Here is a 15042-nt window from a genome sequence, read left to right as displayed (position 1 = left end):
AGGGCTTGAGCACGCTCATGGCGCCGTCGTAGAAGAAGAAGGCGTTGTTGTCGTCGGGCGAGCCGCCGAAGAGTTCGATGTTGAACGGGCCCTTGCCCTGCTTGAGGCCGAGCTTGTCCACGATGGAGCCGGCCTGCAGCACGCCGACCTGGAAGTTGTCGAAGGTGGCGTAGTAGTCCACGTTCTTCGAGCCCTTGATCAGGCGGTCGTAGGCGATGACCTTCACGCCCTTGTCGGCCGCGCTCTGCAGCACGCGCGACAGCGTGGTGCCGTCGATGGAGGCGATCACCAGCACCTTGGCGCCCTTGGTGATCATGTTCTCGATCTGTGCCAGCTGGTTCGGGATGTCGTCGTCGGCGTACTGCAGGTCGGTCTTGTAGCCGCGCTCCTTGAGCACCTTGACCATGTTGTCGCCGTCGGCGATCCAGCGGGCCGACGATTTGGTCGGCATCGAGATGCCGATGCTGCCTTTGTCCTGCGCCAGCGCCGAGGCGCCGACGGCGCCCAGCGCCAGGGCGGCCAGCAGGGTCTTGAGGGTTGCACGTTTCATGAGAGGGTCTCCGGTCTTCTGTTGAACCGCGCGCCTCTGCGGGCGCGCGGGGTTGGGGGGTGATCCGTGGGCCGGATCAGTACTTGCGCTTGGGGAACTCTTTGGCGGCGACTTCCATCGGGAAGATGCCTTCTTCGGTCACGATGCGTTTCTTCACCGCCTTGCCGGCCTTGATGTCTTTCACGGCGGCCATCAGCTGCGGGCCGAGCAGCGGGCTGCATTCGACCGACACGTTGAGCTTGCCGGCGATCATGGCCTCGAAGGCGCCCTTGACGGCGTCGATGGAGATGATGGTGATGTCTTTCGCGGGCTTCATGCCGGCTTCTTCGATGGCCTGGATCGCGCCGATGGCCATGTCGTCGTTGTGCGCGTAGAGCACGTTGATCTTCTTGCCCTCGGCCTTCAGGAAGGCTTCCATCACCTCCTTGCCCTTGGCGCGGGTGAAGTCACCGGTTTGTGAGCGGATGATCTTGAACTTGGGGTCGGCCTTGATGATTTCCTCGAAGCCCTTTTTGCGGTCGATGGCCGGTGCCGAACCCACGGTGCCCTGCAGCTCGACGATGTTGACCTCGCCTTTCTGGTCCTTCATCTTCTCGACCAGCCAGCGACCGGCCTTGCGGCCTTCTTCCACGAAGTCCGAGCCCATGAAGGAGACGAAGAGCGTGTCGTCCTTGGTGTTCACCGAGCGGTCGGTCAGCACCACCGGGATCTTGGCCGCCTTGGCCTCGCGCAGCACCGGCTCCCAGCCCGACTCGACCACGGGCGAGAACGCGATCACGTCCACCTTCTGGGCGATGAAGGCGCGGATCGCCTTGATCTGGTTTTCCTGCTTCTGCTGCGCGTCGGAGAACTTGAGCTCGATGCCGGCGTCCTTGGCGGCCGACTTGATCGACTCGGTGTTGGCGGTGCGCCATTCGCTCTCGGCACCGACCTGGCTGAAGCCCAGCACGATGGGCTTTTGCGCCCAGGCGGCGGCCGGCAGCAGACCGGCGATGGGGGCACAGGCGATGGCGGCGGCGAGGGTTCTGCGGTTCAGTTTCATGGTGTTGTCTCCTGGTTGAAAGGGAAGGGCGATGTCTGACGAAGCGATCAGGCCAGCATGTAGCCGGTCTTGACGGTGGTGTAAAACTCCGCCGCGTAACGGCCTTGTTCGCGCGAGCCGTGGCTCGAGTCCTTGCGCCCACCAAACGGCACATGGAAATCGACGCCCGCCGTGGGCAGGTTGACCATGGTCATCCCGACCTCGGCGTGGCGTTTGAAGTGCATGGCGTGTTTGAGCGAGGTGGTGCAGATGCCCGCGCACAGGCCAAAGGGGGTGTCGTTGGCCAGCGCCAGCGCGTGTTCGTAGCCGTCGGCGCGCAGCACGCAGGCCACCGGGCCGAACACCTCTTCGCGGGCGATGCGGTGCTCGGGTTTCGCCAGGAACAGGGCCGGGCTCATGTAGTGGCCGGGCGTGGGGCGCTCCAGCCGCTGGCCGCCCCAGACGTGTTCGGCGCCCTCGTTGCGCGCGATGTCCACGTAGGCCAGGTTCTGGTCCAGCTGGCTGGCGTCCACCACCGGGCCCATCTGGGTGCCGCGCTCCAGCGCGTGGCCCACCTTGAGCGCCTCCAGGCGCTGGCGCAACCGGGCCACGAAGCTGTCGTGCACCCTGGCCTCGACGATCAGGCGGCTCGACGCCGTGCAACGCTGGCCGGTCGAGAAGTACGAGCCCTGCAGCGCGCAGTCGATGGCCTGGTCCAGGTCGGCGTCGGCCAGCACCACCAGCGGGTTCTTGCCGCCCATCTCCAGCTGCACCTTGGCGCGCCGCGCCGTGGCGGCCTGCAGGATGCGCTCGCCCGTGGCCACCGAGCCGGTGAAGCTCAGCGCGTTGACCAGCGGGTGGTCCACCAGCGTCTGGCCGACCTCGCGGCCGCTGCCCATGACCAGGTTGAACACGCCGGCCGGCAGGCCGCAGCGGTTGATGATCTCGGCCAGCGCCCAGGCACAGGCCGGCACCAGCTCGGCCGGCTTGAAGACCACGGTGTTGCCGTAGGCCAGGGCCGGCGCGATCTTCCAGGCGGGGATGGCGAAGGGGAAATTCCAGGGCGCGATGATGCCCACCACGCCCACGGGTTCGCGGGTCACGTCCACCTGCACGCCCGGGCGCACCGAGGCCATGACCTCGCCCTGCACCCGCAGCGCCTCACCGGCGAAGAACTTGAAGATCTGGCCGGCGCGCGCCACCTCGCCCACGCCCTCGGGCAGCGTCTTGCCCTCTTCGCGGGACAGCAGCGCGCCCAGCTCGTCCTTGCGCGCCAGCAGTTCGCTGCCGATCTGGTCGAGCACGTCGGCGCGGCGCTGCGGGGTGCTGTGGCTCCAGTGGGGCAGCGCGTCGGCGGCGGCGCGGATGGCCAGCTCGGTCTGGTTGCGGTCGGCCCGGGCGTACTCGGCCACCACCTCGCGGGTGTCCGACGGGTTGGTGCTCACCCCGGTGGTGGTGCCGATTTCCCAGCGTCCGTTGATCAGGTGCCGGGGGTTCTGCTGCATGTCGCCGAGCTTCATGAAGGTCCTTCTGATGTGCCGGGCTGCAGTCTAGGTTTGATTTTCATATCAATCCAATCGTTTTTTGGACAAAATACATATCCGTCTTTGGATTCTGGAAAACCCCACCCCATCCCCCCATCCCATGAGCACCTACAACCACTGGTTCATCCGTGCGCGCCTCAAGACCCGCCAGCTGCTGCTGCTGGTGGCGCTGGCCGAGGAGGGCAACATCCACCGCGCGGCCCAGGTGCTCAGCATGACGCAGCCGGCCGCGTCCAAGTTGCTGAAGGACCTGGAGGACGTGCTGGAGGTGCCGTTGTTCGAGCGCCTGCCCCGGGGCATGCGGCCCACCTGGTACGGCGAGACCATGATCCGGCACGCGCGCATGGCACTGGCCAGCCTGAACCAGGCGCACGACGAGCTCAACGCGCTCAAGACCGGCCACTACGGGCAGGTGGGCATCGGTGCCATCACCTCGCCGGGTCTGACCCTGCTGCCGGCGGCCGTGGCCCAGGTCAAGCAGGCGCACCCCAGCCTGCGCATCTCGCTCGACATCGAGACCAGCCCGGTGCTGCTGGAGCGTCTGGAGCAGGGCAAGCTCGACATCGTGGTGGGCCGCCTGTTTGCCGAGCACGACAAGTCCCACCTGCGCTACGAGCCGCTGACCGAAGAGCTGATCTGCGCCATCACCCGCCCGGGCCACCCGCTGCTGGGCACCAGCGGCCTGACCCTGCGCGACGTGCTCGCGGCGGGCTGGATCGTGCCGCCGGCCGGCAGCGTGCTGCGCCACCGCTTCGACCTCATGTTCCAGCAGGACGGCCTGGCGCCACCGATCAACACCATCGAGACCTCGGCCCTGCTGTTCATCACCCGCATGCTGCAGCAGAGCGACATGGTGGCCGTGCTCGCGGCCGACGTCGCCCACTACTACGCCTCACACGGCATCGTCTCGGTGCTGCCGCTGGCCATGCCCTGCCACATGGACGCCTTCGGCATCATCACCCGCACCGACCGCCTGCTCTCGCCCGCGGCCAAGGTGATGATGAAGGCGCTGAAGCAGGTCAGCATGGTGCAGTACGGGCGGGCATTGGATTGACACCCCCGCCGCGCTGCGCGCGACCCCCTCCAGGGGGCGGCACTGGCCGTCCGGCAAAGCCGGCCCGGCGGTGCCCTGGGTTCCCGCCCATGGCGGGCTTGGGGCCTATGCCCAGCCCGCGTCGACCTTGAACTCCTGTGCTGTGCACATGGCGGCGTCGTCCGACGCGAGGAACAGCACCATGCGCGCGATGTCGTGGGGGCGCAGCTTGTCGGGCAGGCACTGGTTGCGCTGGATGTCCTGCTCACCCTCGGCGTCGAGCCAGAGCGCGATCTGGCGCTCGGTCATGACCCAGCCGGGCGACACCGTGTTGACGCGGATGCGGTCTTTCCCCAGCGACCTGGCCAACCCACGCGTGAGCCCGTTCACCGACGACTTGGCGATCGCGTAGCAAGGGTAGGCCGCGCCTTTGGTCTGCCAGCCGGTGGAGCCCAGGTTGATCACCGAACCCGCGCCGAGCCGGCGCATGCCCGGCACCACGGCCTGGATCGCAAAAAAGGCCGGGCGTTCGTTGATGGCCATGCGTTCGTCGTAATAATCCGGCGTCACGGACTCCAGGGTGTGGCGGTCGTCGCTGGCGACGTTGTTGACCAGCGCCGAGAAGTCGCCGAGCGCGGCGGCCGCGTCGCCGATGGCGGCCTGCAGCGCGGCGATGTCGCGCACGTCGCACACGCGCCACCACGGACGAGGATGCCCGGCGTCCACCAGGCGCTGCGCCAGGGCCTCGCTGGCTTCCCGGGCCACGTCCACGAAGGCGACGCGGGCGCCCTGTTCGGCAAACGCCGCGACGATGGCGGCCCCGATGCCGCTGCCTCCGCCGGTGACGAACACGGCGCGGTCGCGCAGGCTGGGGAAGCGGGAGAACCCGGCCGTTGCCGGGACGGTGGCGGCGGACGGTGGGGTGGAAGAAGCACTTGTCATTGCAATATGTATATCGATATATATGTTTAAGATCGGTTCCAGGCATCACTTTGCGGCGATAAGATGCGCAGCGTCAAGTGGCATTCATCGGACAGGTACAGAAACAACAGACGGAGACGAGCGTGAACCCTGTGGAAACCCCACCCGCCGGAGAGCCTGTGCCTGACCCCTTCGGCCCCGTGTGCGGACCGGTGCGTTGCGTGTGGGCCGGCGGTGCCGAGCTGGGCGAGGGCCTGCTCTGGTCGGTGCGCCAGCAGGCGCTGTACTGGGTGGACATCCTGGCCTGCCGCCTGCACCGGCTGGACCTGGCCAGCGGCACCCATCGCGAATGGACCTTTGCCGAAAACATCTCGGCGCTGGCCGAGCGCGCCGGGGCGCCGGGCCTGATCGTGACCCTGCGCCGGGGGTTTGCGGTGTTCGACCCCGCCACCGACCCGGAACCGATCTACCTGCACCAGCCCGAGGCCGAGCCGCCAGGCAACCGCTTCAACGACGGCAAGTGCGACGCGCAGGGCCGCTTCTGGGCCGGCTCCATGGACTTCGCCTGCGAGGCGCCCACAGGCGCGCTCTACCGCTACGACCCCGACGGCCGCTGCACGCGCCACCCCCTGGGCTTCGCCGTGACCAACGGTCCCACCTGGGCGCTGGACGCGGGCCGCCTGCATCTGTATGTGAACGACACGGTGAACGGCAGCACCTACCGCGCCGACTGCGATCCCGCCACCGGCGCCCTGTCGCCTCTCCAGCCGTGGAACCGCATGGCGCCCGGCGACGGCGTGCCCGACGGCATGACGACCGACGCGCTGGGCCGCGTCTGGATCGCGCATTGGGGCGGCGCCTGCGTGAGCTGCCACGACCCGGTGACCGCCGAGGAACTGGGCCGCGTGGAACTGCCCACCAGCCACGTCACCAACTGCAGCTTCGGCGGCCCCGACCTGCACACCCTGTTCATCACCACCGCGCGCTTTGGTCTCACGCCCGAGCAGCTCGCGGCCGAGCCACTCGCGGGCGGCTTGTTCGCCGTTTCCGTTGACAGCCCGGGCCTGCCCGCCAACCTGTTCGGCGGATGACGCGAAACACCCACCTGAAAGCGCACCCATGCCCGAGACCACCCACCCCATCGTCTGGCTGCACCACGCCGGTCAGCGCCTGGGGCTGGTCCCCTCGCTGGGCGGCAGTGTGGCCGCCTGGCAGGCCGACCGGCCGGAAGGCCCGCTGGACCTCTGGCGCCCCTGGGACGGTGTGACTCCGGACCTGTACCGGCTCGCCTCCTTTCCCATGGTGCCCTGGTCCAACCGCATCAGCGGTGGTGGTTTCACGCACGGTGGGCGTTTCCACCCCATGCAGAACAACCGCGTGGGCGAGCCCTACCCGATCCACGGCGACGGCTGGCTGCAGCCCTGGGCGCTCACGCAACCGGCCGGCGACACCCTGGTCATGACCCTGCGCTCGCAGGGCTTCCAGGGCAACCCCCACGACTACGAGGCGGTGCAGACCTTCCGGCTGGTGGACGGCGGGCTGGACCAGCGGGTCGAGGTGCGCCACCTGGGCGAGCAGCCGCTGCCCTACGGCATCGGCGTGCACCCCTGGTTCCCGCGCACGCCCGCCACGCGCATCAGCGCGCCGGTGCAGGGCGTCTGGCTGTGTGGCGACGACCCGATGCCGGTAGCCCACACCACGCAGTACCCGCCCGGCTGGAACCTGAACGACGGCGTGTCCGCCCACGGCACCCTGATCGACAACGGCTACACCGGCTGGGGCGGCAGCGCCCGCATCGAATGGCCCGAACGCGGCCTGCAGCTCACCGCCACCATGCCCGACTTCGAGCGCGACGGCGGCGCTGCGCAGCACTTCTGCCTGATCTACCGGCCGCCGGTGGGCCCGGCCTTCTGCTTCGAGCCCATCACCCAGCCCATCGACGCCTTCCACTTGGCCGGCCAGCCGGGGCTGCGTGTGCTGTCGCAGGGCGAGGCGTGTGCGCTCCATGTGCAGTGGCGGTTCGGGGCGCTGCTGCCGGCAGTGCCGGCCAGCGGCGGCTGAGCGGAACGGGGCTTGCCCGTCGCTCAGAGGGTCACCGGCATCCCGCTGCGCAGCGACTGCGTGATCGCCTGGCCGATGCGTGTGGCCTCGGTGGCGTCGTTCAGCGTCAGGGGCGACGGGCGCTCGCCGCGGCAGGCCGCGACGAAGGCCTCCATCTCCAGCCGGAACGCATCGCCGAAGCGCGCGAAGAAATCGGGCAGGGCGCGGTGGCCCACGCCGCAGGCGTCGCGGTACTGCACGCGGCTGAGGTGCGCCCCCACACCCACCTGCAAGGTGCCGGTGGTGCCGATCACCTCGGTGGTGGTTTCGTGGCCGTGCGGCATGGTGCGGCTGGCGTAGAGCACCGCACGCTGTCCGCCGTCAAATTCCACGATGGCCAGGCCGTTGTCCACGTCGCCGCAATCGGCCAGGCCAGGGTGCATCGCGATGGTGCCGCTGGCGAACACGCGGGTGGCTTTGGGGTTGCCCAGCATCCAGCGCGCGAGGTCGATGTCGTGCACGCTGCAGTCCATGAAGATGCCGCCAGACGATTCGGCAAAGCGCACGAAGAACCCCGAGTCGTCGTTCTGGTCGCAGGTCTGCGAGCGCACCAGGAAAGGCCTGCCCAGCTCGCCCTTGTCGATGGCGGCCTTGGCCTCGGCGTAGCTCGGGTCGAAGCGCCGCACGAAGCCGACCATGGCGACCAGATCCGGGTGTTCTTTCGCGACGGCTTCCACCGCTTCGCAGGTCGCCACGTCCAGCGACAGCGGCTTTTCGACGAACACGTGTTTGCCGGCACGCAGGCAGGCGCTGGTCTGGTCGGCGTGCAGCGTCGTCGGTGTCACCAGCACGATGGCGTGAAGGTCGGCATCGGCCAGCATCGCGTCGAGCGTGTCGTGGCAGCGGGTCACGCCCAGTTCATTGCGCGCCCAGTCGAGTTCGGCGGCCACCGGGCTGCAGGCCGCGACCAGGCGGGCGCCCGGGGTGTGGCGGGCGAGTTGTTCGGCGTGGCGTTTGCCGAGGCGGCCGAGGCCGGCGATGCCGACGTTGAGGATCTTGGTGCTCATGCGGGCGGCCTCAGAACGTGACGGGCTGGCCCGTGGTGGCGCTCTGCGTCGCGGCATCGGCGAGCTTTTGCGCCATCACGCCGTCCTGCACCGTGGTCTTGAACGGCTGGCCCGACTGCAGACAGCTGAAGAAGTGCTCGATCTCCAGCCGGTAGGCGGCGGCGTAGCGCTGCAGGAAGAAGGCCTCGGGCTTGTCGCCCTTCACGCCGTTCGCGTCCCACTGCACCACTTCGCTCGGCGTGTGGTTGCCACACTGCAGCAGGCCGGCCGAGCCCAGCACCTCGAAGCGCTGGTCGTAGCCGTAGGCGGCGCGACGCGTGGTGTTGATCTGGCACAGGCGGCCCTTGTGCGTGCGGATGGTGACGGCGGTGCAGTCGAAGTCGCCCGCCGCGCCCACGGCCGGGTCGGTCAGCACCGAGCCGGTGGCGCTCAGCCAGGCGGCCTCGTCGCCGTCGGCACACAGGATCCAGCGGAACACGTCGAAGTCGTGGATCAGCATGTCGCGGAAGATGCCGCCCGACTGCTGGATGTACGCCACCGGCGGCGCGCCCGGGTCGCGGCTGGTGATGACCAGCATCTCGGGATTGCCGATCTCGCCCGCGTCCATGCGACGGCGGGCCTCGTTGAAGGTGGGGTCGAAGCGGCGCTGGAAGCCGATCATGCAGCCCACGCCGGCGGCGGCCACGGCCTGGGCCACGGCTTCGGCGCGCGGCACGGACAGGTCCACCGGCTTCTCGCAGAAGATGTGTTTGCCCGCGGCAGCGGCGCGCGCGATCAGGTCGCTGTGGGTGCTGGTGGGCGAGCAGATGGCCACCGCGTCGATGGACGGGTCGGCGAACACGGCGTCGATGTCGGCGACCTGGGCGCCCAGGGCCTGGGCCAGGTCGGCGGCGGCCGCGGGCACGGCGTCGCAGACGTATTGGAGTTGCACGCCCGGCTGGGCGGCGAGGTTGGTGGCGTGGATGCGGCCAATGCGGCCGGCGCCAAAAACAGCAACGTTCTTCATGAAAGTTCGGTCAGGTGGTGGGTTGGAGAAAGGCGTTGCGAGGGGCCACGGCGCTCAGCGCGCCGCGGCGCCGCTGGGCTTGTATTCGAGTTCGAGCCGGTAGGCGAGGGCGATGAACAGGCACTGCGCCAGGGCCATGGTGCTGGAGAGCGCGCGGAAGCCGAACACAGCACTTTCCTGCACCACCAGGGCCACGTCGGCCAGCTGGGCCAGGGCGCCGACGCGGCTGTCGGTGATGGCGATCACGGTCGCGCCCGCCTGGGCCGCCTGTCGCACCACGTCCATGGTCTCTTCGGCGTAGGGCGCAAAGCTGATGGCGACCATCACGTCGCCCCGCCGCAAGCCCCGCACCTGACCCACGTGCATGGCGCCCGCGAAGTCCACCAGCTGCACCGGCTTGTCGGTGTGCTGCAGCGCGTAGGCGAGGTAGGTCGCCACCGGGAAGGCCCGGCGCGCACCCGCCACCCACAGCGACGGCGCGTGGGCCAGCAGGTCCACCGCGCGGTCGATGGGCAGGTTGGGCAGTTGCTGGCGCAGCTCTTCGAGTCCGGCCACCGCGCCGCCCACGAACTCCTGCGCGATGCTGGCGCTGTCCAGCGGGTGGTCGCTGCGCGCCACGGCTTCGCGGATGCGGTTCTGGTAGCTGCGGCTGGGGGCGATCTGGGTGGCGATGCCGGCGCGGAACAGGGCCTGCATTTCCGAGAAGCCGGAGAAGCCGAAGTGTTTGGCAAAACGCACCACGGCCGAGGGCTGCACGCCGCAGTGGTCAGCGATGTCCTGGATGCGTTCCAGCCCCACGTGGTCGCGGTGCTGCTCGATGTAGGTGCCGATCAGTTTGAGCTGCCGGCTCAGCCGCCCGTGCTCGTGCACCAGGCGCTGCAGGAACTCGTCCACCGGGGTGATGGGCTTGGGAGAGGTCATGGTTTGGACGTGCGAAAAAACGGGGATGAAGAGCGCCTCTGCGTTGGATGGCACTGTAGCCCAGAAATGGAAAAATAGAAAAAATATTTCATTAGGGAAAACATCTAGAAGAAAATTTCTCTTTCGGTCCTACCATCCGTCCCGTGCCTCCGCTGGGGCGGGTCTCGCCCGCTCCTGACGGCACGCAGGCATTCCGCTTCAACAACCGACTGGAGACAAACATGAACGCTTCTTCCGTGCGACCCGTGCTCAAGACCCTGGCCCTGGCCGCCCTGCTGGCCGCCGGCGCCGTGCACGCCGAGGGCCGCTACGTGCTCATCAGCCACGCCCCCGATTCGGACTCGTGGTGGAACACCATCAAGAACTCGGTCAAACAGGCGGGCGAGGACTACGGCGTGACGGTCGAGTACCGCAACCCGGCCAACGGCGACCTGGCCGACATGGCCCGCCTGATCGAGCAGGCCGCCGCGCAGAACGTGGACGGCGTGATCACCACCATCGCCGACTTCAACGTGCTGCAGGGTGCGCTCAAGAAGGTCACCGACAAGAAGATCCCGCTGATCACCATCAACTCCGGCACCACCGCCCAGAGCGAGAAGCTGGGCGCGATCATGCACGTGGGCCAGCCCGAATATGAAGCCGGCAAGGGCGCCGGCGAGCGCGCCAAGGCCGCGGGCGTCAAGAGCTTCCTGTGCGTGAACCACTACGCCACCAACCCGGCCTCGTTCGACCGCTGCCGCGGTTTCGCCGAGGCCATCGGCGCAGACTTCAAGAAGAGCACCATCGACTCCGGCGACGACCCGACCACCATCGAGTCCAAGGTCAGCGCCTACCTGCGCCAGAACGCCGGCACCCAGGCCGTGCTCACGCTCGGCCCGACCTCGGCCCACCCCACGCTCAAGGCGCTGGAGAAGGGCGGCCAGGCCGGCAAGATCTGGTTCGCCACCTTCGACCTGTCCGATGAAATCGGCAAGGGCGTCAAGGCCGGCACCATCCAGTTCGGCATCGATCAGCAGCCCTACCTGCAGGGCTACATCCCGGTGGCGGTGATGGCCACGATGAAGGCCCAGAAGACCAGCGACATCAAGAAGGTGTCCGAGGCCATCCAGGCCAACGCCAAGACCAAGGCCCGCTTCGCCGAGTACGGACTGGCCCCCGCCTTCGGTGCCCGCCACATCGGCTCGGGCCCCGGCTTCGTGACCAAGGACACCCTGCCCAAGGTGGAGAAGTACGCGGGCCAGTACCGCTGACCTGAACATGGGCCGGTGCCCCGAGCGGGCGCCGGCCTGCCGACCGAGACATATTTTTGAGGACATGACATGGCCAGTGCAAACCTGAGCGGCGCGCCCGCCAACCTGCCGGGCGACGAACGCGTGCGCAACGTGAGCGCCGTGCGCAAGCTGCTCGCCCGACCCGAGTTCGGTGCCATCGCGGGCACCCTGCTCGTGGTGGCGATCTTTGTGCTGGCGGCCGGAGATTCGGGCATGTTCAGCGCCGAAGGCACGGTCAACTGGGGCACCGTGGCGGGCTTCCTCGGCATCATCGCCGTGGGCGCGGCCCTGCTGATGATCGCGGGCGAGTTCGACCTCTCGGTCGGCTCCATGATCGGCTTTGCCGGGATGATGGTGGCGATCCCCATCCTCGAATGGGGCTGGGCGCCCAGCGCCGCGGTGGTCTTCGCCTTCGCCTGCGCCATGGCGCTGGGCTGGCTCAACGGCTGGCTGGTGATCAAGACCGGGCTGCCCAGCTTCATCGTCACCCTGGCCTTCTTCTTCATCCTGCGCGGCCTGTCGCTGGCGGTGGCCGTGCTGCTGACGGGCAAGACCATCCTGTCGAGCAGCGGCGACATCGTGCTGCAGGAGGCCATGCTGGCCGACCCCGTGGTGTCGGCCCTGTTCCACGGCCATGTGCTGACCGGCCTGTTCGACAGCCTCTCGGCGGCCGGCTGGATGGCGGCGCGCGACGACGGCACGGCCCTGGCCATCGGCGTGCCCAAGGTGGTGGTGTGGTGGTTCGTGCTCGCCGCGGTGGGGGCCTTCGTGCTCGCCCGCACCCGGGCCGGCAACTGGATCCTCGCCGTCGGGGGCGATGCCAACGCCGCGAAGAACGTGGGCATCCCGGTGGCGCGGGTGAAGATCGGGCTGTTCATGTTCACCGCCTTCTGCGCCACGCTGTTCGCCGTGCTGCAGGTGGCCGACGCCGGCTCCGCCGCGGCCGACCGCGGTTTGCAGAAAGAGTTCGAAGCCATCATCGCGGCCGTCATCGGCGGCTGCCTGCTCACCGGTGGCTATGGCTCGGTGATCGGCGCGGCCTTCGGCGCCCTGATTTTCGGCATGGTGCAGATCGGCATCGGCTACACCAGCATCGACAACAACTGGTACCGCGTGTTCCTCGGCGTGATGCTGCTGGCCGCCGTGCTGTTCAACAACTACATCCGCCGTCGCTTCGCGATGGGGAGGACATGAGTGCCCCCCGCGCTGGGCGGGAAGTACCCCCCGCGCCGCCTTCGGCGTCACCCCCCTCCAGGGGGGGGCGCCACTGGCAGCCCGGCGAAGCCGGTTCTGCGGTGGCCTGGCAGGGGCTTCGCTTCGCTCGCCGCTGGGCTGGGTCTCGTTTCTCGACTTTCTGAAGGAACATCTTGTGAGTGACTACATCCTGCAACTCGAAGACATCTCCAAGTACTTTGGTCCGGTCATTGCCCTCAGCGGTGTGACCCTGCGGCTCAAGCGGGGCGAGGTGCACTGCCTGCTGGGCGACAACGGCGCCGGCAAGTCCACGCTGATCAAGACGCTGGCCGGGGTGCACATGGCCGACAAGGGGCAGTACCTGGTCAACGGCGAGCCGGTGCGCTTCCGCTCCCCGCGCGACGCCCTGGACGCCGGCATCGCCACCGTCTACCAGGACCTGGCCCTGGTGCCCCTGATGAGCGTGGCGCGCAACTTCTTCATGGGGCGCGAGCCGGTGCGCAAGCTGTTCGGTGTGCTGCCGGTGATGGACCACGAGTCCGCCGAGGCCATCGCCACGCAGAAGCTGGGCGAGATGGGCATCCGCGTGCGCAACGCGGGCCAGATGATCGGCACCATGTCCGGTGGCGAGAAGCAGTGCCTGGCCATCGCGCGCGCCATCCACTTCGGCGCGCAGGTGCTGATCCTGGACGAACCCACCGCGGCCCTGGGTGTCAAGCAGAGCGCCAACGTACTCAAGCTGATCCTCAAGGCGCGCCTGCGCGGCATCTCGGTCATCTTCATCACCCACAACGCCAACCACGCCTACCCCGTGGGCGACAGCTTCACCCTGCTCAACCGCGGCCAGTCCATGGGCACCTACGCCAAGGCCGACATCTCCAAGGAGGCGCTGCTGGACATGATGGCCGGCGGCGCCGAGATGAAGACGCTGATGGAAGACCTGGAAGGAGTGACCATCTGATGAACAGGCTCCCATTTCCACAAGGTCGCCGCCACGACCTGGCCTGCCTGGGCCGGCTCGCCGTGGACCTGTACGCCCAGCAGTTCGGCAGCCGCCTCGAAGATGCGCGCAGCCTGGCCATGTACCTCGGCGGCAGCTCGGCCAACCTGGCCTTCGGCGTGGCCCGCCTGGGTGGCCGCAGCGCCATGATCTCCCGCGTGGGCAACGAGCAGATGGGCCGCTTTCTCACCGAGAGCCTGCAGGCCGAAGGCTGCGACACCAGCCAGGTGCAGGTGGACCCGGAGCGCCTGACCGCCCTGGTGCTGCTGGGCCTGAAAGACCGCGACACCTTCCCGCTGCTGTTCGTGCGCGAGAACTGCGCCGACATGGCGCTGGACGCTGCGGCCATCGACGAATTGTTCATCGCCCAGTGCCGCGCGCTGGCCATCACCGGCACCCACCTGTCGACCGAAGGCACCCGCGCCGCCGCGCACAAGGCGCTGGAAGCCGCGCGCCGCCACGGCACCGTGACCGTGCTCGACATCGACTACCGCCCCGTGCTGTGGGGACTGACCGGCCGCGGCGCGGGGGAGAACCGCTTTGTCGACGACGCGGGCGTGACGCGCCAGCTGCAGGCCTCGCTGCCGTTGTTCGATCTGCTGGTGGGCACCGAAGAAGAGTTCTTCATCGCCGGCGGCGTGGCCGACGAGCTCATCGCCAGCCTGCGCGCGGTGCGCGCCCTCTGCCCCACGGCCACGCTGGTGGTCAAGCGCGGTGCCCTGGGCTGTTGTGTGATCGAGGGCGATGTGCCCGACGACATCGACGCCGCGCCGACCTACCGCGGCGAACGCGTGGAGGTGCTCAACGTGCTGGGTGCGGGCGACGCCTTCCTGTCGGGCCTGATGGCCAGCCTGCTGCAAGGCAAAGACTGGGCCGAGTCCACCCGGGTCGCCAACGCCTGCGGCGCCATCGTGGTCTCGCGCCACGCCTGCTCCGCGGCCATGCCCACGCCGGCCGAGCTGGCCCACTGGTTCGGCGGCAGCCGCAACCCGAAGGTGGATGCCGACGAGCAGCTGGCCCACCTGCACCGCGTCACCGCCGCGCGCCCGAGCTGGGACGAGCTGTGCGTCATGGCCTTCGACCACCGCAGCCAGTTCTACGACATCGCGCGCGCCGCAGGGGCCGCCGAATCGCGCATCCCGGCGCTGAAGCAACTGCTGGTGCAGGCCGCCGAGCAGGTGGAGCGCAGCCGCCAGCTGCAGGGTCACACCGGCGTGCTGATCGACGGTGGCGACTACGGCCGCGACGCGCTGGCCAGCGCCACTGGCCGCGGCTGGTGGGTCGGCCGCCCGGTGGAGCTGCCGGGCTCGCGCCCGCTGCGCTTCGACGGCACGCGTTCCATCGGCAGCGCGCTGATCCACTGGCCGACCGAGCAGGTGGTGAAGTGCCTGGTGCACTACCACCCCGACGATCATTTCGAGCTGCGCCTGCAGCAGGAGCAGACCGTGCTGGAGCTGTGGGAAGCCACGCGCGA

14 protein-coding genes are annotated in these 15042 nt (G+C 68.6%); 7 read left to right on the top strand and 7 right to left on the bottom strand.

Annotated elements, in window-relative coordinates; translation table 11 throughout:
- The 3 genes from IV088_RS25485 to IV088_RS25475 all read right to left on the bottom strand — a co-directional run.
- Positions 1 to 550: substrate-binding domain-containing protein (locus tag IV088_RS25485; protein WP_291107715.1), on the bottom strand; the 550-nt coding region annotated here is incomplete at its 3' end.
- A gap of 76 nt (positions 551 to 626) precedes the next feature.
- The gene (locus tag IV088_RS25480) at positions 627 to 1592 is read right to left on the bottom strand and encodes an ABC transporter substrate-binding protein (protein ID WP_291107712.1); all 966 of its coding nucleotides are present in this window, start codon (positions 1590 to 1592) and stop codon (positions 627 to 629) included.
- Between the two features lie 47 nt (positions 1593 to 1639).
- Complete coding sequence (locus IV088_RS25475) at positions 1640 to 3091, bottom strand: aldehyde dehydrogenase family protein (RefSeq protein ID WP_291107709.1); 1452 nt, start codon at positions 3089 to 3091, stop codon at positions 1640 to 1642.
- 124 nt (positions 3092 to 3215) lie between these two features.
- On the opposite strand from IV088_RS25475, the gene IV088_RS25470 reads away from it, so the two are divergent.
- The gene (locus tag IV088_RS25470) at positions 3216 to 4169 is read left to right on the top strand and encodes a LysR substrate-binding domain-containing protein (protein WP_236962677.1); all 954 of its coding nucleotides are present in this window, start codon (positions 3216 to 3218) and stop codon (positions 4167 to 4169) included.
- A gap of 105 nt (positions 4170 to 4274) precedes the next feature.
- Here IV088_RS25470 and IV088_RS25465 read toward each other — a convergent pair whose 3' ends face one another.
- Positions 4275 to 5090 carry an SDR family oxidoreductase gene (locus IV088_RS25465; protein WP_291107706.1) on the bottom strand — a complete coding sequence of 272 codons (816 nt, stop codon included), beginning with the start codon at positions 5088 to 5090 and terminating at the stop codon, positions 4275 to 4277.
- A 158-nt stretch (positions 5091 to 5248) separates the two neighbouring features.
- On the opposite strand from IV088_RS25465, the gene IV088_RS25460 reads away from it, so the two are divergent.
- Entirely contained in the window at positions 5249 to 6160 is a 912-nt protein-coding gene (locus tag IV088_RS25460) for an SMP-30/gluconolactonase/LRE family protein (RefSeq protein WP_291107703.1), read from the top strand.
- 28 nt (positions 6161 to 6188) lie between these two features.
- Positions 6189 to 7130 (top strand): aldose 1-epimerase, encoded by a 942-nt coding sequence (locus IV088_RS25455; RefSeq protein ID WP_291107700.1) that lies wholly within the window; start codon positions 6189 to 6191, stop codon positions 7128 to 7130.
- A 23-nt stretch (positions 7131 to 7153) separates the two neighbouring features.
- On the opposite strand, the gene IV088_RS25450 is transcribed toward IV088_RS25455, so the two are convergent.
- The 3 genes from IV088_RS25450 to IV088_RS25440 are packed head-to-tail and all read right to left on the bottom strand — an operon-like array spanning position 7154 to position 10103.
- Positions 7154 to 8176 (bottom strand): Gfo/Idh/MocA family oxidoreductase, encoded by a 1023-nt coding sequence (locus tag IV088_RS25450; RefSeq protein WP_291107697.1) that lies wholly within the window; start codon positions 8174 to 8176, stop codon positions 7154 to 7156.
- 10 nt (positions 8177 to 8186) lie between these two features.
- On the bottom strand, positions 8187 to 9182 hold the full coding sequence (gene iolG / locus IV088_RS25445) for an inositol 2-dehydrogenase (RefSeq protein WP_291107694.1): 996 nt from the start codon (positions 9180 to 9182) through the stop codon (positions 8187 to 8189).
- A gap of 54 nt (positions 9183 to 9236) precedes the next feature.
- Entirely contained in the window at positions 9237 to 10103 is an 867-nt protein-coding gene (locus tag IV088_RS25440) for a MurR/RpiR family transcriptional regulator (RefSeq protein ID WP_291107691.1), read from the bottom strand.
- A 221-nt stretch (positions 10104 to 10324) separates the two neighbouring features.
- Between IV088_RS25440 and IV088_RS25435 the strand changes: the two genes are divergently transcribed.
- From IV088_RS25435 to iolC, 4 genes are all read left to right on the top strand, one after another.
- Positions 10325 to 11353, top strand: a complete 1029-nt coding sequence (locus IV088_RS25435; protein ID WP_291107688.1) for a sugar ABC transporter substrate-binding protein — start codon at positions 10325 to 10327, stop codon at positions 11351 to 11353.
- A 69-nt stretch (positions 11354 to 11422) separates the two neighbouring features.
- A complete protein-coding gene (locus IV088_RS25430) occupies positions 11423 to 12568 on the top strand; it encodes an ABC transporter permease (RefSeq protein ID WP_291107686.1) in 1146 nt (381 codons plus the stop codon).
- A 175-nt stretch (positions 12569 to 12743) separates the two neighbouring features.
- Complete coding sequence (locus tag IV088_RS25425) at positions 12744 to 13529, top strand: ATP-binding cassette domain-containing protein (protein ID WP_291107683.1); 786 nt, start codon at positions 12744 to 12746, stop codon at positions 13527 to 13529.
- Positions 13529 to 15042 (top strand): 5-dehydro-2-deoxygluconokinase (gene iolC, locus IV088_RS25420; protein ID WP_291107679.1); only part of this gene is annotated, 1514 nt, incomplete at its 3' end. The genes IV088_RS25425 and iolC, both read left to right, overlap by 1 nt.

The sequence above is a fragment of the Hydrogenophaga sp. genome (assembly GCF_018780075.1).
In the GTDB taxonomy this organism is placed as follows: Bacteria; Pseudomonadota; Gammaproteobacteria; order Burkholderiales; family Burkholderiaceae_C; genus Hydrogenophaga.
The sequence above is the reverse complement of the archived record's forward strand: the minus strand, read 5'-3'. Positions and strand labels throughout refer to the sequence as shown.